We start from the raw sequence: 24,077 nt of genomic DNA, 5'->3' as shown, positions 1-24,077 counted from the left end.
CACGACACGAGGTGGGGTGGGTTGTCAGCGGGCGTCGGCCCGGCGCCAGGATCGCGCCTGGACCAGCACGGCGAGCACGATGATCGCGCCCTTGGCGATGTTCTGGATGTCGGTTTCCAGGTTGTTGAGGGTGAAGACGTTGCTGAGCGTGGTGAAGATGAGCACGCCCAGGAGAGTTCCGCCCATGCTGCCGCGTCCGCCGGAGAGCAGGGTGCCGCCGATGACCACGGCGGCGATCGCGTCGAGCTCGTAGAAAAGACCGTTGGTCGAGGCACCGGAAGTCGTTCGGGCCACCACCATGAGCGCGGCGATGCCGCAGCACAGGCCCGCGAGCGCGAACACCAGGGCGGTGTGCCTGCGGACGTTGATCCCGGCCAGCCGGGCCGCTTCGGCGTTGCCGCCGACGGCGAGCGTGCGACGGCCGAACGTGGTGCGGTTGAGCAGGACCCAGCCCGCGACGAACACGATCGCGAAGATCCAGACCAGCACCGGCACGCCCAGCACGTGCCCCTTGAACAACGCCCCGAAGCCGGGGGCGTCGACGACCTGGGTCTGCCGTCCGCTGATGCGTTCGGCAAGGCCGCGCGCAGAGGCCATCATCGCCAGCGTGGCGATGAACGGCACCACACGCCCGTAGGCGATCAGCAGCCCGTTCACCAAGCCGCAGCCGGCGCCCACCAGCAACGCGCACAGGACCATCACGCCCGCGCCGTAGGACTGGGTCGCCCACGTCGTCATCCACACGCTGGACAGCGCCACGATCGAACCGACCGACAGGTCGATGCCGCCGGCCGAGATGACGAAGGTCATGCCCACGCTGACCACGCCGATCGCGGCGGCCAAGCGCAGGATCGTGGAGATGTTGCCTTCCGTGAGGAAGGCGTCCGGCCTGGTCGCGTAGCCGACCACGCACAGCGCGACGAGCACGAACAACAGCGCGGTCAACCGGATGTCCGCGCGCGACCACCAACGGCCGAGCCTGGACGCCGCGGTCGTGGTCGGTGCGGTGAGGGTGCGTTCGCTCATCTCGACGGTGCCTCCATGACCATGTCGAGCACGTGGGACTCGGTGATCTCACCTGCCGCGGCGGTGTGCACCACGGCGCCGTCGCTCAGCACCAGCACCCGGTCGGCCAGTGCCAGCACCTCCGGGATGTCGCTGGAGACCACCACGATCGCCAGCCCGTCGGCGGCGAGCTGCCGGATGAGCGCGTAGATCTCCGCCCTCGCGCCGACGTCAACGCCCCGGGTGGGTTCGTCGAGCAGGAGGACGCGGCACCCGCGCAGGACCCATCGTCCGATCACGGCCTTCTGCTGGTTGCCGCCGGAGAACGTGGCGATGGACCGGGCGGGGTCGGCCGGGCGGAGCTGGAGTCGCCTGGCCACCTCGGTGGTACCGGCGTGCTCGGCGCCCCGGCGGGTGAATCCCCACCTGCTGTGCCGGGCCAACGACGCCAGCGTCACGTTCGCCGCCAGCGCCATCTGCGGGAGCAGCGCTTGGCCCTTGCGTTCCTCCGGGGTCAGTCCGATACCGGCGGACACCGCCGCGCCGATGCTGCCGGTGCGAACCGGGCAGCCGTCCACGAGGACATCGCCGGAGTCGGGTGCGCGGGCGCCGAAGATCGTCTCCAGCACTTCGCTGCGACCGCAGCCGACCAGACCCGCCAAGCCGACGACCTCGCCCGCGTGGGCGGTGAAGCTCAGCTCCTCGAACTCGCCGCGCCGCCGCAGCCCCCGCACTTCCAGCACCGGCCGATCGGTCGCGGTGCTGCCCCCGGCCTCCAGCTCGGGAGGGGCCCCTCCCGTCATCAGCGCCACCAGCTCGCTGGTCGAGGTCTCCGCGACCGGTAGCCCCACTGCGACCGTGCGGCCGTCCTCGAGCACGGTGACTCGGTCCGCGATGCGCCGGATCTCCTCCATGCGGTGGGAGATGTAGACGACGGCGACACCGTCGGCGGTCAGTTCCCCGATGATCCGGAACAGGTTGTCGACCTCGCCCGCGGACAGCGCCGCCGTGGGCTCGTCCATGATGATCAGCTTCGCCTCGTGCCCCAGAGCGCGGGCCATCGACACCAGCTGCCGCGCCGCCGCCGACAGATCACCGACGGGCCCGTCGGGGTCGATCTCCGGATGCCCCAGCCGGGCCATCAACTCCGCTGCCGCGCGCCGAGCTCTGCCTCGCTGCGTGAAGCCCGCGGTGGCGGGTTCGCGGCCGAGGACGATGTTCTCCGCCACGCTCAGGTCGGGCACGAGGTCGAGCTCCTGGTACATCGCGGCGATTCCGCGCCGCAGCGCCGCAACCGGCGAGCCGAGCGCGACGGACTCACCACGCCACTCGATCGAGCCGCCGTCGGGGGGATGCGCTCCCGAGAGCACCTTGATCAAGGTGGACTTGCCGGCACCGTTCTGCCCGAGCAGGCAGTGGACCTCGCCTGATCGGACGTGCAGGTCGACGCCGTCGAGCGCGCGCACACCGGGGAATACCTTGACGATGCCGGACATCACCAGCAGATCGGTGTTCTCGGTCATCTGTCCTCCTGGAGGACCGGTGTCCACCGGCTGTGCTGCGCAGCGCTGCGTTGCACGGCGTCGAGCACCCGCTGCACCTGCAACCCGGCGGAGAAGTCCGGGCTCGGCGTCGAGCGGTCGGACACCGCGGTGATGAAGTCGCGCAGCTCGTGGACGAAGGTGTGCTCGTAGCCGAGCACGTGCCCCGGCGGGTACCACGCTTCCAGGTAGGGGTGCTGCGGTTCGGTGGCCAGGATGCGACGGAAACCCGCGACGTCCGCGGGGTCTGCGCCGTCGTAGAAGGCCAGTTCGTTCATGGACTCGAAGTCGAAGGCGAGAGTTCCCTCGCTCCCGTTCACCTCGATGCGAAGGCCGTTCTTGTGGCCGGTGGCGTACCGGGTCGCTTCGAAGGTGCCCAGCGCGCCTTCGCGGAAGCGGGTGGTGAACATCGCGGCGTCGTCGACGGTCACTGGCCCGGTTCGTGCTGGGTCCTCGGGTAGCGGCCGCTGGTCGACGAACGTCTCCACCGAGCCCGACACCGCGACGATCTCGTCAGCGACGAGGTGTTGGGCGAGGTCGACGAGGTGCGCGCCCAGGTCGCCCAAGGCCCCGGAACCGGCGCGTTCGGCGCGCAGCCGCCAGCTCAGCGGTGCCTGCGGATCGACCAGCCAGTCCTGCAAGTAGTTCGCGCGGACCTGCCGAACCTCCCCGAGTCGTCCCTGCTGCACCAGCGATCGGGCCAGGGCGAGCGCGGGCACCCGCCGGTAGTTGAACCCGACCATGGCCATGATTCCGTTGCGCCGGGCGCGGTCGGCCGCCTCGGCCATCGCCTCCGCCTCGGCGACCGAGTTGGACAGCGGTTTCTCGCACAGCACGTGCTTGCCGGCTTCCAATGCGCCGACCGCGATCTCGGCGTGGCTGTCTCCAGGCGTGCAGATGTCGACGATGTGCACGTCGTCGCGCATCAGCACCGTTTTCCAGTCATCTGTGCACTCCCGCCATCCCAGCCGCGCGGCCGCTGGCGCTGCGGTGTCCCTGCGGCGACCGCAGAGCACGACTCGTTCCGGTCGTGCGGGAAGGTCGAAGACCCGTCCCACGGTTCGCCACGCGTGGGAGTGGACCGCGCCCATGAACGCGTGACCCACCAGTGCGACTCCGAGTGTGTTCATCCGTCCTCCTGGTTCCCGCGGAGCCGCGATGCGGACGTCCGCCGAGCAAAGGCGTTCACGGCTCCGGGGAAACGCCGAGAACGTGATCGCTGATCATCGCTGCGGCGCCGAGGATTCCAGCGCTGTCACCGAGTTCGGACAGCACGATCGGAAGGCTGCTGGTCGCCAGCGGGGTCGAGCGCCGGTACAGCTCGCTGCGGACTTCGGCCAGCAGCACGTGTCCGAGCTTCGACACGCCTCCGCCGACGACGATCATCGCGGGGTTGCAGAAGTTCACCAGACCGGACAAGACACGTCCGAGTCGACGTCCGCCGTCGCGGACCAGGCCGAGAGCCTGCGGGTCCCCGGCGCGCATGGCGAAGCCCACGTCCTCGGCGGTGAGGACCTCGCGGTCGACGAGGAGGTCGCGCAGCCCGGGTGATTCCCCGCCTCGGGCGAGAGCGGTGGCGTCCCGCGACAGCGCCGCGCCGCTGAAACATGCCTCGAGGCAACCGGTTCGGCCGCACCGGCACACCGGTCCGGTGTCGTGCAGGGCGATGTGCCCGATGTCCCCGGCGCTGCCGTTGCTGCCGCGCAGCACTCGATGTCCGGTGATGATGCCGCAGCCGATGCCGGTTCCGATCTTGACGAAGAGGAAGTCCGCCACGGACTGGGCGAGGCCGCTGTACATCTCGCCGACGGCCATCAGGTTGACGTCGTTGTCGACCAGGACCGGGCAGTCGAACTGCTGCATGACGTGCTCGCGCACTGGGAAGCGGTCCCAGCCCGGCATGATCGGTGGGGAGACGGTGAAGCCGTCGCGGAAGCTGACCGGTCCTGGCACGCCGACGCCGATGCCGTCGAGCGTCGGCAGGTGCCCACCTGCGCGCAACTTCCCGATCATCTCCACGGCACGGGCCAGGATCGGCTCCGGACCGGCTTCGATGTCGATGACCTCGCTGGTCTGCGCGACGATGTCGAGCCGGCCGTCGATGACGCCGACGTCGAGCGATGTGGCACCGATGTCCACTCCGACGAACCGGAGTCGTCCGGACAGCTGCACCAGTCCCGATCTGCGACCGCCTCGTGACTCGGCCTTGCCGGCCCGTTCGACGAACCCCATCTCCTCCAACCGGGCCAACTCCTGCCCGATCTTGGAGCGCGAAAGCGAGAGTTGCGCGGCCAATTCCACGGCCGATTGTGGTCCGTTGCACCGCAACGATTTCAGAACCCTGGCTTGGTGAGCGTTTTCCGGTTGCACCGGCTACTCCACTTCTTGCACAGAGCGAATGAAGTTCGTCACAGAGTAAGGGAAATGCGGCATTTGCGGTCAAGGGTGAAGCAACGTTGTCACCCCAACGGCCGCATCGCGCCCCTCGAGCCTCCCGGGCGCCGAGTGGTCCGGCGCTGCAGGGGCAAGCGGTCCACTGCCGAAACTGCTCCGTCGCAGCGGAAATCGGCGCGACCTGGGCAAACGGCCCGAGTAGGCCTCGGAGGGGGCGTGCATGACAAGGGCCGCGAGTCCTCACCGGCGGCGCCGAACGCAGCAACGCGCCCACCGGCTGGACGGCGCTGTTGCTACTGCGCCATTCGCGCACCCGGAAGGGGGCCGTCCGGATGTCCCGCCTGGTGCTCGAGCACGAGACGGTGGGAGTCGGTCACGAGCTCGTCAACGAGTTCCCGGTTGATCGGGTCGCCTGACCCGAGGGTGTTCCAGTGCTCCTCGCGCGTGCCTGGAGCAGCACTGCGCCCTCCTTGGCGGGTCGGCCTGGGTCGGCGGGCCGGGTCTGTTCCGGGGAGGGTGGCTCGTGCGGGCTGTGGAGCCGCGGCGCCGAGAGCGGTCACATCAGCTGCGCCGTCTCGGCTGACCTCTTCCGGAGAGGCGATCGGCCGCAGCGCCGTGACGCGCGCATGCCCAACGGCGCGACCCGTCCTCGACCGACACGAGGGCGGGCATTGGGTGGTGATCGGCGAGCACGAGATCGTGCTCCGGTGGCCGGAGCGTCGGTCGACCTCCCGCTGGTCCCGTGCAGGGCTGGCATCGACCGCCGACGTCGTCCGCCGGCACCGGTCACTTGGTGTCGGTGTGTGCGATGGCGGCGTAGACGCAGGAGTGCTGCGGTTCGACGTCGCTTTCGCTCGGGCGCCAGTTCTGGGCGAAGACGAGGCCGGGGTCGACCAGGCGGGCGTTGCCGAGCAGGGCGAGGACTTCGTCGTGGTCTCGTGCGTGGGTGGGGGTGGTCATGGCCTGGCTGAGCCGGGCGGCTTCGCGTCCGTCGATGACGGGATCGTCGGCGGTGATGTGCGAGAGGACGTGCACGCTGCCAGCCGGGAGCCTCTCCCAGTACTGGCGCACGAGTTCGGCGGTGTGGGCGGTGTCCGGGAAGTACTGCAGGACGAGCAGCGTCAGCAGGGCGATCGGGCGGTCGAAGTCCAACAGGTCCGTGACCTCGGGGGCGCTGCAGACCTCGTCGACGTTGCGCAGGTCGCCTTTGAGGATCGTGGTGCGTGAATCGCCGCGCAGCAGGTTGCGGCTGTGGGCGACTGCGACCGGTTCGTTGTCGACGTAGGCCACCCGCGCGTGGGGGTTGCCCCGCTGGGCTACTTCGTGGACGTTGCCGACGGTGGGGATGCCGGACCCGAGGTCGAGGAACTGGTCGATCCCGTTGGCCGCGCACCACAGGACCGCGCGGCGCAGGAAGGAGCGGTTGGCGCGGGCAGCGGCGGGAACCCCGGGTACGGCACCGACGATCTTCTCACCGACCTCGCGGTCCACGGCGAAGTTGTTCGCTCCACCCAGCCAGTAGTCGTACACCCTGGCCGCGCTGGCGCTCGACAGGTCCAGCTCGGCGAGCTCCCCGGGATCCATCGATGGGTCATCCAGCGCCACGGCTCTCTCCCTCGCGCGAGTGGGTCGTCGCGGCTGATCATCCGCGACGAACCCGGGATTGCACAACGACACGCGCGGGAACTCGGTAAATCGGGATCTAGTCGTCCGGATCGCGGTGCGGCGGTGGTCGAACATCAGGTCTTCGGCGGCAGAGGTGCCGGCTCGAACCGGGCGGTTCCCGTCCCCTCGAACCCGTCCCGGGGTGGTGGGGCGTTGCCTGGATGACGTGTGCGCGGCTGCGGCTGCACGCGCCTACCGGGTGCACCGCGGGCGGCACGTGCTCTGGGCACGTCCGCCTCCGCGCAGCACCTGATCCAGTCGTGCGGAGCGGTCGCCGAACGTCCATGTGGACGGACGCTCAGGAGCAGACCGCTCCCGTGGCCGCGGAGCCGACCAGCTTCGAGTACTTCGCCAGCACGCCCGTGCGGTGCCCCGGGGTGGGCGGCGTCCAGTCGTTCCGCCGCTTCTCCAGCTCTTCCTGCGGGACGTCGAGGTCGAGGGTCTTGGTGGCCATGTTGAGCACGATCGGGTCGCCGTCTTGCACCAGCGCGATCGTGCCGCCGTCGGTCGCTTCGGGCGCGACGTGCCCGATGCACAAGCCGGTCGTCGCTCCGGAGAAGCGGCCGTCGGTGATGAGCAGCACGTCCCTGCCCAGCCCGGCGCCTTTGATCATCCCGGTCACGGCGAGCATCTCCCGCATCCCGGGTCCGCCGCGCGGACCTTCGTACCGGATCACCACGACGTCGCCGGCGACGACGGTGCCGTTGGTGACGGCGTCGAGGGCGCCCTGCTCGCCGTCGAACACCCGGGCGCGCCCGCGGAATTCGGCGGCGTCGAAACCCGCGGACTTGACCACGGCACCGTCCGGGGCCAGCGAGCCGCGCAGGATGGTGATTCCGCCCGTCGGGTGGATGGGGTCGCTCATCGCGTGGATGACGGTCCCGTCGAGGTCTGGCGGGTCGATCTCGGCGAGGTTCTCCGCGACGGTGCGGCCTGTGCAGGTGAGGGCGTCACCGTGCAGCAGGCCGGCGTCGAGCAGGGCCTTCATCACCACGGGCACCCCGCCGACCTGGTCGACCGTGCTCATCACGTGCGCGCCGAAGGGCTTGACGTCGGCCAGGTGCGGGACGCGGTCGCCGATGCGGTTGAAGTCGTCGAGCGTCAGCGGCACCTCCGCCTCGGCGGCGATCGCGAGCAGGTGCAGCACGGCGTTGGTCGACCCGCCGAACGCGAGGACGACGGCGATCGCGTTCTCGAACGCCTCCCTGGTCAAGATCTGCCGGGCGGTGATCCCCTCTTCCAGCAGCCGGATCACCGCCTCGCCCGAGGCGCGAGCGATGCCGTCGCGCCGCCGGTCGACGGCGGGTGGGCTGGCCGAGCCCGGCAGGGCCATGCCCAGCGCCTCGGCCGCGCTGGCCATCGTGTTCGCCGTGTACATGCCGGCGCACGCACCCTCGCCTGGGCAGATGGCGCGCTCGATCTCGGTGAGCTCCTCGCGGGTGATCAGGCCGCGGGCGCAGGCCCCGACGGCCTCGAACGCATCGGCGATGTTGACCTCGCGACCGTCGATGTGCCCGGGAAGGATCGTCCCGGCGTAGACGAAGACCCCCGCCAGGTCGAGCCGGGCAGCGGCCATCAGCATGCCGGGCAGGGACTTGTCGCAGCCGGCGAGCAGGACCGTGCCGTCGAGCCGCTCGGCCTCGACGACCGTCTCCACCGAGTCGGCGATGATCTCGCGACTGACCAGTGAGTAGTGCATGCCGACGTGGCCCATGGAGATGCCGTCGGAAACCGAGATCGTGCCGAACTCCATGGGGTAGCCGCCCGCGTGGTGCACGCCCTCCTTCGCCGCCTGTGCCAGGCGCTGCAGTGACAGGTTGCAAGGGGTGATCTCGTTCCAACTCGACGCGATCCCGATCTGCGGCTTGACCAGGTCGGCGTCGCGCATCCCGACGGCGCGGAGCATGCCGCGTGCGGCCGTGCGCTCGATGCCGTCGGTGACCTGGCGGGAGCGAAGCCGGGAATCGGACATCATGCCTCCTCGGTGGGGGAGAACGGGACGACAAGGCCTACGATCGCAGTCCGCAGACGCGCGGGCACGCCTCCCCCCGAGTTCGCACCGGGTCCCGGTCGAGGTCGTGGAACAGTTCCTCAGGACCAAGCCGGAGCGCACGTTGAGCAGGTCCCCCGCACCAGGCACTCGGAGCCACGACCGAGTGCTCACTGACCAGGCAGAATGGCACACGCGGAGTCTGAGGTCGGGGTTTGCCGATCGAGGTGGTGTTGACGGCCGCCGACTGGCTGTTTCGGGTGTGGGAGCACGCTGACCGATTACCGGATCACCGTCCGTCACCGATCGGGCGGCCAGCGTAGGGTGGGGTACTGCGGGTGCTCGAGCGCCGCGTGTTCACGCCGCTTCGGGCGGACACGGGTCCGACCCGGCGACGAGCAGGAGGCGCAAGCCGGTGGCTCTTCCGGCCGCGGAATCGGTCGTCAGCAACGAGTCTTCCCGCAGCGGTGGGGAAGTCATGCAGGTGCGGGCTCGAGCCTGACCTACCCGACCATGGAGTTCCGCAATGGCGCAAGGCAGGCGACGCCAGTTGGAGGCCGCGCTGGTCGCACACGGATCCTCAGTCGACGTGGACGCCGTGTGCGCTTTGTGCGTGTCGCACCTGTCGGTCTCCGGCGCGGGGGCAACGGTGCTCACGCGGATCGGTGAAGCAAGCGGGGACGGACTTCGACGTGGATTGGTGCACGCCACCAACGAGATCAGCAGTGGGCTCGAGGACCTGCAACTGACGGTGGGGGAGGGGCCTTGCCTGGATGCGTTCGCCAGCGGCGGACCGGTGCTGATCTCCGACCTGGCGGCGGAGACGACCCGGTGGCCCGGGTTCAGCCCAGGCGCGTTGAAGCTGGGCGCGGCGGCGTTGTTCTCCTTCCCGCTCGAAGTCGGCGTGGTGCGGCTGGGTTCGCTGGATCTGTACCGCGATGTGCCCGGGCCGCTGTCGGGCGAGCTCTTGTCCGATGCGCTGATCTTGGCCGATCTGGTCACCCAAGCGATAGTTCATGAGCTCGACGGCCACGCGATCGAGGACCTGAGCTGGCTCGACGACCCGCACGCTGAGGTGCACCAGGCCTCGGGAATGCTGCAAGTGCAGCTGGACAGCAGCACGGAGGTGGCTTTGCTGCGCCTGCGTTCCTACGCCTACACCCACGAGCTGCCGATCACCGAGGTGGCTCGCCAGGTCGTGAGCCGGAAGCTGCGGTTCAGGCCCGACGACGATCCCACCTCATCGGCCGGCATGTGAGGAGAACAACGAAACCGATGGCTACCGAACGAGAACAGCGACTTGCCCAGACCTTCGTGGCGCTGTCGGACACGCTCGTCGACGACTTCGACGTGATGGACTTCCTGAGCCTGCTGGCCGAGAGGTCTGCGGAGCTGCTGGACGTCACCGCGGTAGGGGTGATCCTCTCCGACCAGCGCGGCGGATGGCGCCCCATGGCGGCGACGAACGAAGACGCGCGGTTGCTGGAGCTGTTCGCGATGCAGACCCGCGAGGGCCCATGCCAGGACTGCATCCGCGACTCAGCGGTGGTCACCAGCTCCGACCTCGCGAGCGAGCGCAGTCGCTGGCCCGAGTTCGCCGAGGCCGCCGTGGCGAGCGGTTTCCGCGCTGCCGCTGCGGTGCCCATGCGGTTGCGCCGCGAGACCATCGGAGCGCTGACCCTGCTCAACCGCGAGGCGGTCGGTGTGAGCGGAGCCGATGCCCAACTCGGTCAGGCGCTCGCCGATGTGGCCACCGTGGGCATCCTGCACCAGCGGGCGGCGCTCAGGAAGGAGACGGTGTCCGAGCAGCTGCAAGCCACACTGCACCACCGCGTGGTGATCGAACAGGCCAAAGGGGTGCTCGCGGAGAGCGGTGACCTGTCGATGCAGCACGCGTTCGAGCTGCTGCGCGACTACGCGCGGGCCAACGGCCAAGGCCTGACCGATCTGGCACGCAGCGTCGCCGACCGGACCATCCAGCCGAGCAACCTGCTCGCCACCCACCACGAGCAGCGGCTGTCGCGATGAAGGGCGTCCTCGCCGAGGAGCAGTGCGGCCACATGCACTCGAAGAGGTGACTGGCGCCGCACCCGAGGACCTGGGCCAAGCCTTCGTCGAACTGGCGGACAGCTTGGTCACCGACTTCGACAGCGCGGACCTCATGCACCGGCTCACCGAGCACTGCGTGGAACTGCTCACCGTGGACGCAGCAGGTCTGCTGCTGGCGGAGCCTGCCGGAGAGCGCCCCAGCTTGCGCCTGGTGGCATCGTCGACCGAACACACCCGCGTGCTGGACCTGTTCCAGTTGCAGGAGGAGCGGGGACCCTCCTTGGAGTGCTACCGCACCGGTAGGTCGTCAGCGCCCCCGTCGATGACGTTCGGCGCCGCTGGCCGCGCTTCGCCACTGCAGCGGAAGAACTGGGGTTCGCCGGGGTGCACGCGGTGCCGATGCGGCTGCGCGAGCAGGTCCTGGGTTCGCTCAACCTGTTCCGATCGACACCCGGGTTGGCCGCGACCGACCTCCGCGTCGCGCGTGCACTGGCCGACGTGGCCACCATCGGCCTGGTGCAGGAGCGCACGCTGCGGCGGCACGAGACGTTGAGCGAGCAGCTCCAGATCGCGCTGAACAGCAGGGTGAGCATTGAACAGGCCAAGGGCGTCATCGCTGAAGGCCTCGGCCCGGGCGTGGAAGAAGCCTTCGCCGCGCTCCGCGGTCACGGTCGCCGCCACGGTCGCAGGCTCAAGGACGTGGCCGAGTCCGTGGTGGACGGATCGTTGCAGCTCGACGACCTGCGGACACTCCCGCGCAGGTGACTCCCGCCAGTTCGAGCTGAGAGCGCCGATGACGCCCACGGGAACGTCCTGAAACCGACATCCGAGTGGCGGCTGAGCGGCCGGTAGGAGCGTAGGCTGGAGCATGTTCGCCCCGGTCCCCGGCGATGTCCGAAGCATGTTGCCCGCACGAGAATGTTGCCCCGTACCGGGAGAGGGTTTCCATGAGTTCAGCACTTCCGACGCGGACGTCTCGATCGGACGCCGCAACACCGATGATCGCCGGCCGCACTCCCGTCAGCCAGGTCGTGCTGATCGCGCTGTTCACGATCACGCCACTGCTCGCGCTGCTCGCAGCAGTGCCCTTCGCCTGGGGGTGGGGCCTGGGTTGGTGGGACATCGGACTGGCCCTGTTCTTCTACTACGCCAGCGGCCTCGGCGTGACGGTCGGGTTCCACCGACTGTTCACCCACCGCGCCTTCAAGGCCAAGACGCCGCTGCGAGTGGGATTGGCGATCGCGGGCAGCTTCGCCATGCAGGGCCCGGTGATCCAGTGGGTTGCCGACCACCGCCGCCACCACGCCTTCGCGGACAAGGAAGGTGATCCGCACTCGCCGTGGCTGTACGGCACCGGACCCATCGCCGTCGCGAAGGGCTTCTGGCACGCCCACATGGGCTGGCTGTTCAACCGGGACCAGACCAACCTCGCCCGGTTCGCTCCTGACATGCTCAAGGATCGCGCTCTGACCTGGGTGAACCGGATGTTCCCTGTGTGGACCCTCGCGACGCTGGTGCTGCCCGCCCTGCTGGGCGGCCTGATCACCCAGTCCTGGTGGGGTGCGCTGACGGCCTTCTTCTGGGCCGGGCTGGTGCGAGTCGGGGTCCTGCACCACGTCACGTGGGCGGTGAACTCGATCTGCCACATGGTCGGCGAACGCCCTTACGCTTCCCGCGACCGAGCGGCGAACTTCTGGCCGCTGGCGATCGCGTCCTTCGGCGAGTCTTGGCACAACTCGCACCACGCCGACCCGTCTTGTGCGCGGCACGGAGTCGGTCGCGGCCAACTCGACACCTCAGCTCGGGTCATCTGGGCCTTCGAGAAGCTCGGTTGGGTGGATGAGGTCCGCTGGCCCACCCCGCAGCGGCTCGCCAAACGCACCTTGCGCGACGCTTGATCGTTGCGTCACCGCTCCGCTCGCGCAGCTGAGGACGACGCGCGCCTCCCGTCGCCCACCGCCACCTGCGACTGGCAGCGCCGAGCGGCCAGAACTCAGTCGGTGGCAGCGGTTGAGCGACTGATCTCCCACCGGCCGAACGGAACGACCTGAGCGGGATGTTCGCGCCAGGTCTGTCGCAGTCGTTGCCTTCGTGTTGCGCGCAGGGGAGTTTCGAGAGCACGGCGCAGCGGGCACGACATGAGTGGCGTCAACGCTACCGGCGTGCGTGGTACGAATGGCGATGGTTGATGGGTTCGCGAGCCGGTTCGCACCCGTCCTTCGATCGAGAGGAACGAGCCCGATGAGCGACCAGACACCGGAACCCGACATCGAGCAGCTGACCGTCTGGCGCAGCGTGCTGGACGCTCTGGGCCAGCTCGACGCGGCCTGGGAGAGCGCCCTGGATTCCTCCGGTGAGGACAACGGTGGCGGCGGATCCCTTCCGCGCTTCCCGGACGAGCTGGTGGTCTCCCTCACGAACGCGGGGATGAAGGGTGCTCAAGCCCTGACGGGTATCGCCGGTGCCCTTGACGAGCGCTCGGCCCAGGACTTCTCGGAAGTCGTCGAGTCCCAGACCGACGTCGAAGCCCGCTGGAACGCCGCCCGCGACCAGGTCGGCGAGCCCGATCGGAACGGGAGTTGATGCGGACCGAGTTCACCACCCGGCCCGCTCGAACAGGGGTGCGGGGCTGACGGGCTGCCGCCGCGCCGCTCAGCGGACGACGGCAGCAGGCGGCTTCAGGAGGCCAGCGAAGCCGAGAGGGAGATCGTCGTGCCCGCCAGTGCCTGGCTCACCGGGCAGTTGGCCTTGGCGTCCTCGGCGGCCTTGACGAAGGCCTCCTCGTCGCCTCCGGGCACCTCGCCCCGCACCGTCAGGTGGATGCCGGTGATGCCGTCGCCAGGCTTAAAGGAGACCTCCGCGCGCGTTTCGAGCTTGGTGGGCGGAGTGCCGGCCTGGCTGAGCCCGTTCGACAGCGCCATGGAGAAGCAGCTCGAATGCGCGGCGGCGATCAGCTCCTCGGGGCTGGTCTTGCCGTTGGCATCCTCCGCGCGGGACGGCCAGGACACCGGGTACTGCCCGACACCGGAGGAGTCCAGGGCTACCTCGCCGGTGCCTTCCAGCAGGGTGCCCTGCCATACGGTGTGCGCGGTGCGTGTTGTGGCCATGCCGGTTCCTCCCTCGTCGAACGGTGAGGCTCTCCGATTGGTGAGCGCCACCCAGCATCCGACCACACCTGACGCTCGCACGCGCGGGGCGAGCTGTGCGCGGACGCGTCGGCTCGGTCGTGATCGGCGGGGGGTTCGTCGGAAACACCGGTTGGGGTGGAGTCGAGCACGCCGCTCACCGGCACCGCTCACGGAGTCGTGGCTTCCGTTCGACCGGCAAGCGCATCGTCGGTGATCCCGGCACGGCCACTCGGGCTGTCGAGGTCGTCGGCTCCGTCGCGTGGCGACCGCTCGACGCCGACGGCTGACGAGCCATGGATCCGCCAACGGTGAGGACCTGCTCGAACGTGTGCGTGAACGCGGTGTCGGGCTCGTCACGGCAGTCGCGGCTGGCTCGAGTGCTCGCAACCAGGTCCGGCGGCTCGGCGACGCCCTCGTCGTCTGCCTGATCAGCACGGCGGGCGGTTCGTCGAATGCGGGCCAGCGCCCTACGACCCACTATGGGTGGGCGCCCTGCTCGCGCAGGCGCCCACGCCAGTGTTCGCTCGATCTCGATGTGGTGAGCCGGAGCGGATGTCGAAGAGGGAGATGCCGATGCCACAGCAGGAGATGCTCGGACGACGGTTCGCACGCCGACTGACCTGGTTGGACCCGGTCGAGGACAAGATCCAACCGCTGATGCGCGGTGCGCTTCGGAAGAGCATGCCGTTGCGGAACTTCCTCGACGGGACCTGGCTGGGCGCTCCGCTGCACCCCGCGTTGACCGACGTCCCGGTGGGAGCGATGACGACGGCGCTGATCCTCGATGTCGCGGAGTCGGTTTCGGGGTCGCAACGGTGCGGCGTGGCAGCGGACGGCGCGCTGTCGGTGGGTGTGCTGGCGACCCTTCCTGCGGCGCTGACCGGTACCTCCGACTGGCGCGACCTGCTGGGCGAGTCCAGGCGGGTCGCGAGTGCGCACGCCTTGCTCAACGTCGGCGGCCTCGTGCTGAACATCGCGTCCATCGTGGGACGCGTGCAGGGGCGTCGCCGATTCGCCAAGGCGAGTGCCGGAGCAGCGTTCGCGCTGTCCTCGATCGCGGCTCACATCGGGAGTGAGTTGAGCTATGGCATGGGTGTCCGGGTCAACCAGGACTCGGCGCACGGCGGACCTGCGGAGTTCACCGAGGTCCTCGCGGAAGGAGACCTCGCATCGGACGAGCTGAAGCGGCTGGAGGTCGCCGGTGAGCCGGTGCTGCTCGCGCGCTCGCGCACGGGCACACCGATGGCGATCGCGGCGGTCTGCAGTCACGCCGGCGGCCCGCTGGAGGAGGGCGAGCGGGACGGTGATCGGGTGATATGCCCGTGGCACGGCTCCTGCTTCGAGATGGAGACCGGCGAAGTCGTCAATGGACCCGCTGTCTTCGCGCAGCCGCGGTACGAGACCCGTGTGCGAGCCGGTCGTATCGCGATCAGGCGCGCTGATCGCTGAACGTTCCGACCCGGTCGGCCGACACCGTTGACCGCGCCTCGATCGGCGCCTCTACCGCGGGAGTCGGCGCGCGACTCGCAGCGGTGGCCGTGCGTCGTCGGTGCCCGGTGAGGAAGTCAGCTCGCCAGTGCCTGCGGGGTCAGCGTTTTGAGCATCGAGTCCAGCCACTGGCGCTGGCGCACCACCTCGGATCGCGTGACCGCGGCGGTGTCGACGAGATCGGCGTCCTCGATCGCTTGCGCGCGTTGAGCCACCATCTCCCAGTACAGGTTGACCTCGGTGGCGTGCAGGTACGCGCGACGCAGGTCCGCGACGAGCTTCAAGCTCTGCGGGAGCTGACGATCCGACACGTCGGCAGCGAGTCGCGCGAGGTGGACCCGTGCCCAGGCCATCAGCCCGGGTCCGCGGGCCAGTCGCAGCCCGTGCCGTCGGGCATCGGAGCTCAGGTCCTGGAGGTGGCGACGCGACCACGGTGCGAGGTCCTTCGCCACGTGGTGGACCTCGGCCTCCGCTCGATGGCGATCGGCGAGTTGTTCGAGCGAGAGCGCGAACGTGGCCTCGGTGCGGTGCAGTCGTCGCATCGTACGTGTGAACGTCATCGGGGTTCCCGACCGATCTCCTCGTCGACCACCGTTCTCGCACCCGTGGTGCGGGTGGTGGCGGTGGCCTCGGCCCCAGTCCGGCGGACCAGCGCGATCCCGGTCTTGAACAGCGGTTGCTTCGAGGCGGGGTCCCAGTCGGTTGGGGTCAGCTCGTTCGCCGACCGGGGGTCCTGGCTGTCCCAGTTGCCGTAGTGGAAGGGCAGGAACACCACGCCGTCCCGTATCCCGCCGATCCGCGCTGCGGCGACCACCCTGCCCCGTGGTGAGGTGATCTCGACCTCGTCGTTCTCGGCGATCCCGAGATCAGCTGCGTCGGCCTCGGAAAGCTGCACCCACACCTCGGGTGCGGCGTCCTGGAGCTGCGGCGCGCGAGCTGTCTTGGTCCTCGTGTGGAAGTGGACGAGGGTCCTGCCGGTGATCAACCACAACGGGTGCTCGTTGCTCGGTACCTCGTGGGGTGGGAGGTAGGCCGCTGCTCTGATGAGCGCTTTCCCGTGGGGGTTCATGGCCTTGTACTGCTCTGGTTCGTTCGGGGCGCCGGTGAGCAGGTCCTTGCCGTAGCTCTCGCAGGTGTCCGGGTGGGCCCAGAACTTCCCGTCGGTGTAGAGGCGTTCGGTGCCGGTGGGGCTTTCGGCGGTGCACGGCCACTGGATCCCCTCGGACTCCCGCAACAGCGCGTAGCTCATGCCGCTGTAGTCGCACGGACGGCCGGCGCTGGCCCGCTTCCACGCTTCGAACGCGGATTCGGCGTCGTACCACGCGGGCAGTGGTTGGTCGCTGCGGTCGCGGAAGTCCATGCGCCTTGCGAAGTCCAGGAAGATGTCGAGATCGGGCCTCGCATCACCAGGCGGTTCGACTGCTTTCTCGGACAGGTGGACGGTGCGGTCGGCGTTGGTGAAGGTCCCGAGCTTCTCGCCCCACGCCGCGGCGGGGAGGACGACGTCGGCGTGCTCGGTCGTTTCGGTGGGGAAGATGTCCTGCACGACGAGGAAGAGGTCCGGCTGGGACAGGATCGATCGGATCCGCGCGAGATCGGGGAGCGACGCCGCGGGGTTCGTGGCGCTGACCCACAACATGCGCAGACTGCCTTGCTCGGCGTAGCGCATGATCTGCATGAGGTGGGTAGGAGGTGCGTAGTGGGGGATGTGGGTCGGCGACACGTTCCACAGCGACGCCAGTTCCTCGATGTGCTTCTCGTTGGCCCAGTTGCGGAATCCGGTGAGGTCGCCGTCGGCGCCGCATTCCCTGGTGTTCTCCGCGGTGGGTTGACCGTTCATCTGCAGGACTCCGGCACCGGGCTTGCCGATCATGCCCCGCACGAGGTGGATGTTGTTCACCTGCACCGACGCAGCTGTGGCTTGGTGCGATTGGTAGAAGCCCTGCAGCACCGTCGAGACCAGTCGGTGGGAGGTGCCGATCAGTCGAGCTGCCTCCTCGATCTCCTCCTGCGGGACGTCGCAGATCCGTCCGGCCCATGCCGGGGTGCAGTCGCGCACCTGCTCCACGAGTTCGGAGTAGCCCACCGTTCGATCGCGGACCCACTGCTCGTCCACCCACCCGTTCTGGATGATCTCGTGCAGCAGGGAGTTGACCAGAGCGACGTTGGTTCCCGGTAGCGGGGCGAGGTGCACGGTCGACGCTTCGGCAACGGGCGTTCGCCGGGGATCGACGCAGACGAGCGCCGGCGGGTCGGGTCCGGCGAGTCTGTCGAGGACCCGGGTCCAGAGCACCGGCTGCGTCTCGGCGACGTTGTGGCCGTACAACGCGATCACGTCGGCGTGATCGATGTCGGTGTAGGAGCCGGGCTGACCATCGCTGCCGAATGATTCCTTCAATGCCGTGGCAGCGGTGGACGTGCACAGTCGGGTGTTGCCGTCGAGGTGGTGGGTGCCGATCGCACCACGCGCGATCGTGGCGAGCGTGTAGTACTCCTCCAAGAACAACTGGCCGCTGGTGTAGAAGCCGAGCGCGCTGGGTCCGAAGCGGTCGAGCAGCAGCCTGGTGTGCTCGACGATCCGGCTCATCGCGTTCTCCCACGTCGTTTCGACGAGTTCCCCGCCTTCGCGGACCAGCGGCCGGGTGAGCCGGTCGGGGTGGTGGTTGGCCTGCCATCCGAAGAGGTCCTTCGGGTCCAGCCTTCCGCGGTTGATGCGGTCGTGCTCGCGCCCGCGCACCCCCACCATGCGCCCTCGGCGGACGGCGATGTCGAGGCCGTCACCGTTGGAGTGCAGGACCGACGCTGTCGGTACCCAGTCCTCGACGTCGTCCTCCGCCACTCCCGCCGCGAGATGGGTGTCCACCCTGGATGGCCACGCACCACCCGCGGCGAAAGGGGTTCGCGCGCCCCACGGTTGCGATACACCATCTCGTGCGGCCATGCGGGTGCTCCTGTTCGACCTGTGGAGGAGGGCCGACGCCCTCGGTTCCGCCACGCGCGGGCGCTTCGCGACGCGATCGCCAGCCGCCGGTGGCCGACGCAGATGGGCCTGGCCTCATCGCCCATCACCGGACCACACGACTTGGGGGTGTGCGGTTGGGGTTCGGGAACCGCGCGGACACCGCTTCAGTCCGAGGAGACGACCTTGAAGAAGGTGCTGTCCCCGCCGTCGGACTTCTCGAGCTGGTAGAGCAGTCGCAGGCCCTCGGCGTCGAACTCCTGGAACCACGTGTTCCGACTGATGTGCTCCAACGACTCCTCGCTCGCACCACCGGGGAAGTCGAACCGCAGCACGCCCGCGGCGTCCTTGTCGTCGTTGGTTCCCCGCACCGTGGCCGGCACGCCGTCGTGCTCTTCGACCCACCGGCGGATCTCGTCGTGGTCCGAGGTCGTACGGGTTTCGGCGCCCATGGGAAGTCCTCCAGAAACGCGTCGATCGGTTCTTGACGTGAAGTACCCGTCCGCGGCGACGTGGAAACTCGCCGCGTGTGGCGACCGGAGCCCCCACGAGCCGAGCCGAAGTGGACGGCATCAGACGGTCTTGCGCGCGGGCAGCGGGAGGTCGAGTGTCATGCCCGGTAGCACCCACTCCACGCCCGGAATCCCGCGGCGGGCGACTTCGACCTGGAACTCCGAGAGCGGCGAGGTGAACAACCCGTAGTCATCGTGGTGTACCGGTAGCGCCTGCAGCGGGCGCAGCAGCTCCAGGAGGTCGGCGCCTTCCTGGCCGTCCATGCTGATCAAGTGCCCGAGGATCCGCGTTCCTCCGAGGTGCATGACGGCGAGGTCGATGTCCGGGCACCGATCTCGGATCTCGTGGAGGTCGTCGTGCAGGACCGTGTCCCCGCTCAGGTACAGCCGGAGCCGGTGCCCGGGTCGCTCGTAATCCAGCAACGTCCCCATGACCGGTGGCGCGACGACCCCCACCAGCCCGCGTGCGTGCCGGGCCGGCAGCGAGGTGACCGTGAGGCGGGCACCGTCCTTGGTCGTCGACCACTTGCTCCACCGCGGCATCGGCACCGACTCGGCGAAACCCCGCTTGTGCAACCGGCCCGCTGCGTGCGGTGTGGTGAAGATGGGCAACGCCCGGTCGAGCTCCCGCGCCGCGACCCGGTCGAAATGATCTCCGTGCAGGTGCGACAGCAACACCGCGTCCAATTCGGGGAGTTCATCGATCGTCATCGCCGGATTGGTGCGGCGCCGCGTGACGATCCCGTGCCCGACGTGGACCCACTGACCTCGCCGCACGAAGTTCGGGTCGGTGAGGAGCCTGAACGGCCCGAGCCGGAGCAGCGTGGTCGCCGTGCCCACGAATGTGACCGCGCATTCCGCGGTGCTTCCCGCAGTTCCGTCAGGCATCGGTGCCTCCTCACCTCACCCGCGAAGGCGGGCGGTTCCCCTCGGGGCGTTCGGGCGCGTCCGGTACTTCCGGGGCGTCCGGTTGCTCAGGGTCGGGTGCCTGCGGTTCTTCCGGGGTCTCCGGCTTGTCCGGGAACTCGGGCTTGCTCGGTGTGGTCGGCTTGTCCGGGCTGGTGGGCTTTTCCGGTCGTTCAGGTTGCCCCGGGTCTCCCCGCCAACGGTCGAGCAGCGGCGTGCTGGACATGGTTTCCTCCACCCTGGACTTTGGTCCTCACCGGTTACCCGCGCTCACCGGCCGGTCAATCCCGCTCGTGCTCGATCGCGTGGCGAGTTCTTGGGCTGCGGTCGCCGGCCCCGTCGGGACGGGAGCGCATCACCGCGCCGCCTGCCGATGAGCAGCGCGCATGGGATCGGTGCCGCCGTGGGTAGGGCGTGGTGGTGGACTCGCTTCGACCGCTGCACCGCGCACCGGCCTCGCGGCCGCCGGTGGCGTGGTCGCGGTTGGCCTCGATCGCGGGGTGCCTGGCCGTGCTGCTCGCATGGCTCAGCTGGTTCCGCGAGTGGTACGGCGACGAGCTGTACCTGCTCGCTGCCGGGCATCACCTGAGCTGGGGCTACGCAGACCAGCCCGTGCTGATGCCCCTGCTGGCGCGCGTCGGGGAAGTCGCGCTCGGCGGTTCGCGCATCGGCGTGCGGATGCCCGCGGTCCTCGCCGCGGTCGCCGGGGTGCTGATCACCGGTCTCATCGCGCGGGAGTTCGGGGGCGGCCGGGGGGCGCAGAGCCTCGCCGCGGCCACGTACGCCATCTCCCCGCAGACGCTCAACAGCGGGAGCCTGCTGCAGACCCAGGCGGTCGACGCGATCGCGTGGGCGGTCACGACGTGGCTGGTCGTGCGGTGGGTGCGGCTTCGAGACGGGCTTTCGCTGCTGCTGATCGGAGTCACGGGCGCCGTTGCCGTTCAGGGGAAGTACCTGATCGTGGTGCTGTGGGCCGCTTGCTTCCTCGCCGCGGCGCTGATCGGGCCGCGGGAGGTGTTCCGGCGGCCGGCGCTCTGGGTGGGCGCCGGTGCCTCGATGCTGGCGATGGTGCCGTACCTGCGCTGGCAGCACCGGCACGACTGGCCACAGCTCCGGCTGGTCGGAGCCGTGCGCGAGGAGACGGCGGACACCGCGAGCGGGCCGCTGGCGTTCTTGCCGTTGACCGTGCTGGTGGCCGGGGTGATCGCCGGTGCCGTGCTCTTCGTCTACGGGCTGTGGCGGCTCCTGCGGTCGACGGCGCTGGCCGAGCACCGGTTCCTGGGCTGGGCTTGCGCGGCGGTCGTGGTGACGTTCCTGGTCACCGGAGGCCGCTACTACTACTGCGCCGGGTTGTTCCCGCTGTGCTTCGCAGCAGGTTCGGTCGAGCTCCTGCACCGCACGGCCGCGACACCGCGGCGGGCTGCGCTGATCGGCCTGGTGTGGCCGGCATCAGCGGTGCTGGCCGTGGTGGTGGTCCTCGTTCCCAGCCCGGTGCCGGGTACGGGAGTGGTGACCGCACCGGCGGCGCGCGGCAGCGCGGGATGGCCCGAGCTGGCCGATGCGGTCGCGCTCGCGTACCAGCGCTCTCCCGCCGGGCGCGGTGCACCTGTGATCACCAACCACTACTGGCAAGCCAGTGCGCTGGACCGGTACGGCCAGCAGCGCGGTTTGCCCCGGGCGCACAGCCCGCACCGCGGTTACTGGTTCTTCGGCGTCCCACCGGACGCGGACACCGCGCTGTTCGTCGGCGCCGACCCCGGTCCGCTGCGGGCGAACTTCCGCAGCACGCGCAAGCTCACCACCTGGCGGGGCGGACTCGGCCACGCGGGCATCAGCACTGACGTTCCGATCTGGTTGTGCGAAGGTCGCAACGCCCCGTGGGACCAGGTGTGGCCATCGTTGTACGAGCCGTGATGGGAGGCGTGGTGGACGAGCTCTGGAAGCTTCCGAACATGCGCACGCGGTCGGTCTCCCCCGAGAACCCGACCGGGGCGAAGGGAGGGGGAGCGCGGGCGGTCGAGGGCACCGGTGCATCGGCGGCCCGCGAGCTGGGCGGCGGTTGGAAGGTCTCGCCCTCGATCGAGCTGGCCGCCGGTCGAACCGCGACGCTGGCCGACATCACCGGTCCCGGCGTGATCCAGCACATCTGGTTGACCACCGACGTCGCCAGCGTGCGGCAGCTGGTGCTGCGGATGTACTGGGACGCCGAAGGAGATCCGTCCGTCGAGGTGCCGCTCGGCGACTTCTTCTGCAACGGGTGGGCGGAGCTCGCGCTGGTCGACTCGGAGGTCGTGGTCGTCGCACCGGCGGGCGGGTTCAACAGCTACTGGCCGATGCCGTTCCGCAGGCGCGCCACGATCACGCTGGAGAACACGACGCGCCGCAGCGTTCCCGTCTACTACCAGGTGACCTACCAGGAGACGGACCTGCCCGAGCGGGTCGGCTCCTTCCACGCGAGCTGGCGCCGCAGCAACCCGCTGGGCGATCCGGCGGTGCACACGATCGTCGACGGCGTCGGCGGCACCGGCCGGTACGTCGGGACGTACCTGGCCATCCGACCGGGTGCTCCGGGCTGGTGGGGCGAAGGCGAGGTCAAGTTCTACCTCGACGGTGATCAGGAGCACCCGACGATCTGCGGGACCGGCACGGAGGACTACTTCGGCGGAGCCTGGAACTTCGACGTGGGAGGCCGCTACGTGACCTACTCGACCGCGCAGTCGGGGCTGCACCAAGTGCTGCCCCCGAAGGAGGTCTACCGGCCGCACCAGCGGTTCGGCATGTACCGCTGGCACCTGCGCGACCCGATCTGCTTCGAGCGGGACCTGCGGGTCACCGTCCAGGCGCTCGGGTGGAAGGCGGGCCGACGCTACCTGCCGCTGGTGGACGCCGACATCGCCACGACCGCGTTCTGGTACCAGACCGAACCGCACACCCCGTTCCCGCCGCTACGAGCCCAGCAGCACGCGCGGCCCGGCTCCGGTCGGCTCACCGCTCGAACGTGGGAACTCCTGAAGCGCTTCGCGTAGGGCTCGGCAGCAGCCACATCGCGGGCCCGCCCCGCCTGGGTGTGCGGAGACCGCGCGATGCGACGCTCGGTGACCTCCGAGCACACGAGGACGCTCCGATGCGGTTCCTCCTGGGCAGGAATAGTGGTTCACGGCAGTGGGAACTCGGGAGCATGTGCACGTGGCGGGTGCGCCGACATCCCGAGGGAACCTGGCAGGTCCTGACGCCGGGAGGTACTCAGGCGTGCGCGCGAAGCGCCAGCCAGACCGTGGCCATCAGCAACGCTCGAGCGCTCATGGAGTACGAAGGCGCACGCTTGCTTCGGATCGAGGGGAGTGCCCGCGTCGACGACGACAGCGATCGCGATTCGCTTCCCGGTGACGGAACCGTTCCGGGGTTGGTCGCCACTTGATGCGCTCGTGAGCCCTGCTGTCGAGGACTTCTCAGGTCAGCCGTCGGCCAGCCCCTCGCTCTACCGCGTGCTCACCGCTCTCCCGCTGTGGCAGCGCGATCACGTCGTGTGCGTGCCGCGTGCGCGGTGTCGGCGGCGATCGGATGCAACAGCGCCGCGTGCCACCACCTACACGGTTCGCCGGTCCTGGACCTGACCGGAGAGGCCGTGGATGATCACCGCTCCACCTCCGTCGTGGCGAAGCTGCGAGCACGCCTCGTCGATCGCGTCGCATTGCCGCGGCACGTGGAAATCAACGCCGTCACCGGTGACCTTCCAGCCACCTCCGCGCTGATCCGGCACCACGTGACATTCACCCGTTTCGCTTCGTCCTGCAGGCACGACTCCCGCTCCCCGACGTCGAGTCAACTTCCACCGCTGTGGTTCCCGGTCGCGGCGCGTCACAAACACCTGGGAGCGCCACGGAGTCGGGCCGGTCGCCGACCACCGTGGAAGCGGTGGCCGCGCCGTTGATCCGCTGCGGTTTCGAGACGGCGCGTTGGGGGTACTCACCGTGCTGAGTGGTCTGGGAGGAACTCAAGACGAGGCGCCGGGAGGATAGCGTGCACGTACGCGACCTGGGTGACGTCACCGGCACCGAAGACGATGTTGAAACCCCGAACTGGCGCAGCAAGCGCCTCCTGCTCGCCAAGCACGGAGCAGGCTTCTCGGTGCACGAGACGACCCTCCAAGCGAACACCGTCAACGACTTCTGGTACGCCAACCACGTCGAGGCCGTGTTCATCACCCACGGGGAAGGCGAGCTCACGGACCAGGAGACCGGGAAGACCTACCAGCTCCGGCCCGGAACCGTTTACCTGCTCGACGGACACGAGCACCACCAGCTGCGCCCGACGACTGAGATGCGCGCGGTGTGCGTCTTCAACCCGCCGCTCACGGGCAGGGAGGTTCACGACGAGGACGGCGTGTACCCGCTGATCACCGATCGCTGAGCGCGCGAAGGGCGAGGTGAGTCCCCGACG

The 24,077-nt window shown here is 69.3% G+C and carries 22 protein-coding genes; 9 read left to right on the top strand and 13 right to left on the bottom strand.

Annotated features, from left to right (window positions below; translation table 11 throughout):
- Positions 1-24 precede the first annotated feature (24 nt).
- The 6 genes from E1161_RS10555 to ilvD form a co-directional block, all read right to left on the bottom strand.
- Positions 25-1,026: an ABC transporter permease gene (locus tag E1161_RS10555; protein WP_132622122.1), complete on the bottom strand. Its 1,002-nt coding sequence runs from the start codon at positions 1,024-1,026 to the stop codon at positions 25-27.
- Positions 1,023-2,528: a sugar ABC transporter ATP-binding protein gene (locus E1161_RS10550; protein WP_132622120.1), complete on the bottom strand. Its 1,506-nt coding sequence runs from the start codon at positions 2,526-2,528 to the stop codon at positions 1,023-1,025. The genes E1161_RS10555 and E1161_RS10550 overlap by 4 nt, the downstream gene beginning before the upstream one ends.
- Positions 2,525-3,676, bottom strand: coding sequence for a Gfo/Idh/MocA family protein (locus tag E1161_RS10545; protein ID WP_132622118.1), 1,152 nt, complete (start codon positions 3,674-3,676; stop codon positions 2,525-2,527). Before E1161_RS10545 ends, E1161_RS10550 begins: the two co-directional genes overlap by 4 nt.
- Before the next feature lie 55 nt (positions 3,677-3,731).
- On the bottom strand, positions 3,732-4,916 hold the full coding sequence (locus tag E1161_RS10540) for an ROK family transcriptional regulator (RefSeq protein ID WP_132622116.1): 1,185 nt from the start codon (positions 4,914-4,916) through the stop codon (positions 3,732-3,734).
- 810 nt (positions 4,917-5,726) lie between these two features.
- A complete protein-coding gene (locus tag E1161_RS10535; protein WP_165939748.1) occupies positions 5,727-6,545 on the bottom strand; it encodes an SAM-dependent methyltransferase in 819 nt (272 codons plus the stop codon).
- A gap of 358 nt (positions 6,546-6,903) precedes the next feature.
- A complete protein-coding gene (ilvD, locus tag E1161_RS10530) occupies positions 6,904-8,577 on the bottom strand; it encodes a dihydroxy-acid dehydratase (RefSeq protein WP_132622113.1) in 1,674 nt (557 codons plus the stop codon).
- A gap of 544 nt (positions 8,578-9,121) precedes the next feature.
- Here ilvD and E1161_RS10525 point away from each other — a divergent pair.
- The 5 genes from E1161_RS10525 to E1161_RS10505 all read left to right on the top strand — a co-directional run bounded on the left by E1161_RS10525 (position 9,122) and on the right by E1161_RS10505 (position 13,227).
- On the top strand, positions 9,122-9,853 hold the full coding sequence (locus E1161_RS10525; RefSeq protein WP_132622112.1) for a GAF and ANTAR domain-containing protein: 732 nt from the start codon (positions 9,122-9,124) through the stop codon (positions 9,851-9,853).
- 17 nt (positions 9,854-9,870) lie between these two features.
- Entirely contained in the window at positions 9,871-10,623 is a 753-nt protein-coding gene (locus E1161_RS10520) for a GAF and ANTAR domain-containing protein (protein WP_132622110.1), read from the top strand.
- 420 nt (positions 10,624-11,043) lie between these two features.
- A complete protein-coding gene (locus E1161_RS28015; protein ID WP_235874937.1) occupies positions 11,044-11,409 on the top strand; it encodes an ANTAR domain-containing protein in 366 nt (121 codons plus the stop codon).
- A gap of 182 nt (positions 11,410-11,591) precedes the next feature.
- Entirely contained in the window at positions 11,592-12,542 is a 951-nt protein-coding gene (locus E1161_RS10510) for an acyl-CoA desaturase (protein ID WP_132622108.1), read from the top strand.
- A 343-nt stretch (positions 12,543-12,885) separates the two neighbouring features.
- A complete protein-coding gene (locus E1161_RS10505) occupies positions 12,886-13,227 on the top strand; it encodes a hypothetical protein (RefSeq protein WP_132622106.1) in 342 nt (113 codons plus the stop codon).
- Between the two features lie 95 nt (positions 13,228-13,322).
- On the opposite strand, the gene E1161_RS10500 is transcribed toward E1161_RS10505, so the two are convergent.
- Positions 13,323-13,751: an OsmC family protein gene (locus E1161_RS10500; RefSeq protein ID WP_132622104.1), complete on the bottom strand. Its 429-nt coding sequence runs from the start codon at positions 13,749-13,751 to the stop codon at positions 13,323-13,325.
- Between the two features lie 594 nt (positions 13,752-14,345).
- Here E1161_RS10500 and E1161_RS10495 point away from each other — a divergent pair.
- Positions 14,346-15,221 carry a Rieske 2Fe-2S domain-containing protein gene (locus E1161_RS10495; RefSeq protein ID WP_165939747.1) on the top strand — a complete coding sequence of 292 codons (876 nt, stop codon included), beginning with the start codon at positions 14,346-14,348 and terminating at the stop codon, positions 15,219-15,221.
- Between the two features lie 116 nt (positions 15,222-15,337).
- On the opposite strand, the gene E1161_RS10490 is transcribed toward E1161_RS10495, so the two are convergent.
- From E1161_RS10490 to E1161_RS28010, 5 genes are all read right to left on the bottom strand, one after another.
- Entirely contained in the window at positions 15,338-15,820 is a 483-nt protein-coding gene (locus tag E1161_RS10490) for a hypothetical protein (RefSeq protein ID WP_132622100.1), read from the bottom strand.
- Complete coding sequence (locus tag E1161_RS10485) at positions 15,817-18,201, bottom strand: molybdopterin oxidoreductase family protein (RefSeq protein ID WP_132622098.1); 2,385 nt, start codon at positions 18,199-18,201, stop codon at positions 15,817-15,819. The genes E1161_RS10490 and E1161_RS10485 overlap by 4 nt, the downstream gene beginning before the upstream one ends.
- Positions 18,202-18,386: 185 nt before the next feature.
- Positions 18,387-18,671: a hypothetical protein gene (locus tag E1161_RS10480; RefSeq protein ID WP_132622096.1), complete on the bottom strand. Its 285-nt coding sequence runs from the start codon at positions 18,669-18,671 to the stop codon at positions 18,387-18,389.
- A 120-nt stretch (positions 18,672-18,791) separates the two neighbouring features.
- Positions 18,792-19,619 (bottom strand): MBL fold metallo-hydrolase, encoded by an 828-nt coding sequence (locus E1161_RS10475; RefSeq protein ID WP_132622094.1) that lies wholly within the window; start codon positions 19,617-19,619, stop codon positions 18,792-18,794.
- A gap of 10 nt (positions 19,620-19,629) precedes the next feature.
- Entirely contained in the window at positions 19,630-19,863 is a 234-nt protein-coding gene (locus E1161_RS28010) for a hypothetical protein (RefSeq protein ID WP_132622092.1), read from the bottom strand.
- Positions 19,864-20,057: 194 nt separating this feature from the next.
- On the opposite strand from E1161_RS28010, the gene E1161_RS10465 reads away from it, so the two are divergent.
- Positions 20,058-21,551: an ArnT family glycosyltransferase gene (locus E1161_RS10465; protein WP_132622090.1), complete on the top strand. Its 1,494-nt coding sequence runs from the start codon at positions 20,058-20,060 to the stop codon at positions 21,549-21,551.
- 38 nt (positions 21,552-21,589) lie between these two features.
- Positions 21,590-22,663: a glycoside hydrolase family 172 protein gene (locus tag E1161_RS10460; RefSeq protein WP_207920172.1), complete on the top strand. Its 1,074-nt coding sequence runs from the start codon at positions 21,590-21,592 to the stop codon at positions 22,661-22,663.
- A 560-nt stretch (positions 22,664-23,223) separates the two neighbouring features.
- Here E1161_RS10460 and E1161_RS10455 read toward each other — a convergent pair.
- A complete protein-coding gene (locus E1161_RS10455) occupies positions 23,224-23,397 on the bottom strand; it encodes a DUF2188 domain-containing protein (RefSeq protein WP_207920171.1) in 174 nt (57 codons plus the stop codon).
- 260 nt (positions 23,398-23,657) lie between these two features.
- Here E1161_RS10455 and E1161_RS10450 point away from each other — a divergent pair, with 260 nt between their 5' ends.
- Positions 23,658-24,047, top strand: coding sequence for an ectoine synthase (locus tag E1161_RS10450; protein ID WP_132622086.1), 390 nt, complete (start codon positions 23,658-23,660; stop codon positions 24,045-24,047).
- Positions 24,048-24,077: the final 30 nt, after the last annotated feature.

This window comes from Saccharopolyspora aridisoli, from assembly GCF_004348445.1.
Taxonomy (GTDB): domain Bacteria; phylum Actinomycetota; class Actinomycetes; order Mycobacteriales; family Pseudonocardiaceae; genus Saccharopolyspora; species Saccharopolyspora aridisoli.
This window is presented reverse-complemented; position numbering and strand designations above follow the sequence as displayed.

Coding starts and splice junctions, on each gene's coding strand:
- E1161_RS10510 (WP_132622108.1), top strand. CDS start 11,592: ATGAGTTCAGCACTTCCGACGCGGACGTCTCGATCGGACGCCGCAACA.
- E1161_RS10545 (WP_132622118.1), bottom strand. CDS start 3,676: ATGAACACACTCGGAGTCGCACTGGTGGGTCACGCGTTCATGGGCGCG.
- E1161_RS10555 (WP_132622122.1), bottom strand. CDS start 1,026: ATGAGCGAACGCACCCTCACCGCACCGACCACGACCGCGGCGTCCAGG.
- E1161_RS10550 (WP_132622120.1), bottom strand. CDS start 2,528: ATGACCGAGAACACCGATCTGCTGGTGATGTCCGGCATCGTCAAGGTA.
- E1161_RS28015 (WP_235874937.1), top strand. CDS start 11,044: ATGCGGCTGCGCGAGCAGGTCCTGGGTTCGCTCAACCTGTTCCGATCG.
- E1161_RS10525 (WP_132622112.1), top strand. CDS start 9,122: ATGGCGCAAGGCAGGCGACGCCAGTTGGAGGCCGCGCTGGTCGCACAC.
- E1161_RS10485 (WP_132622098.1), bottom strand. CDS start 18,201: ATGGCCGCACGAGATGGTGTATCGCAACCGTGGGGCGCGCGAACCCCT.
- E1161_RS10460 (WP_207920172.1), top strand. CDS start 21,590: ATGCGCACGCGGTCGGTCTCCCCCGAGAACCCGACCGGGGCGAAGGGA.
- E1161_RS10475 (WP_132622094.1), bottom strand. CDS start 19,619: ATGCCTGACGGAACTGCGGGAAGCACCGCGGAATGCGCGGTCACATTC.
- ilvD (WP_132622113.1), bottom strand. CDS start 8,577: ATGTCCGATTCCCGGCTTCGCTCCCGCCAGGTCACCGACGGCATCGAG.
- E1161_RS10500 (WP_132622104.1), bottom strand. CDS start 13,751: ATGGCCACAACACGCACCGCGCACACCGTATGGCAGGGCACCCTGCTG.
- E1161_RS10495 (WP_165939747.1), top strand. CDS start 14,346: ATGCCACAGCAGGAGATGCTCGGACGACGGTTCGCACGCCGACTGACC.
- E1161_RS10505 (WP_132622106.1), top strand. CDS start 12,886: ATGAGCGACCAGACACCGGAACCCGACATCGAGCAGCTGACCGTCTGG.
- E1161_RS28010 (WP_132622092.1), bottom strand. CDS start 19,863: ATGTCCAGCACGCCGCTGCTCGACCGTTGGCGGGGAGACCCGGGGCAA.
- E1161_RS10520 (WP_132622110.1), top strand. CDS start 9,871: ATGGCTACCGAACGAGAACAGCGACTTGCCCAGACCTTCGTGGCGCTG.
- E1161_RS10490 (WP_132622100.1), bottom strand. CDS start 15,820: ATGACGTTCACACGTACGATGCGACGACTGCACCGCACCGAGGCCACG.
- E1161_RS10480 (WP_132622096.1), bottom strand. CDS start 18,671: ATGGGCGCCGAAACCCGTACGACCTCGGACCACGACGAGATCCGCCGG.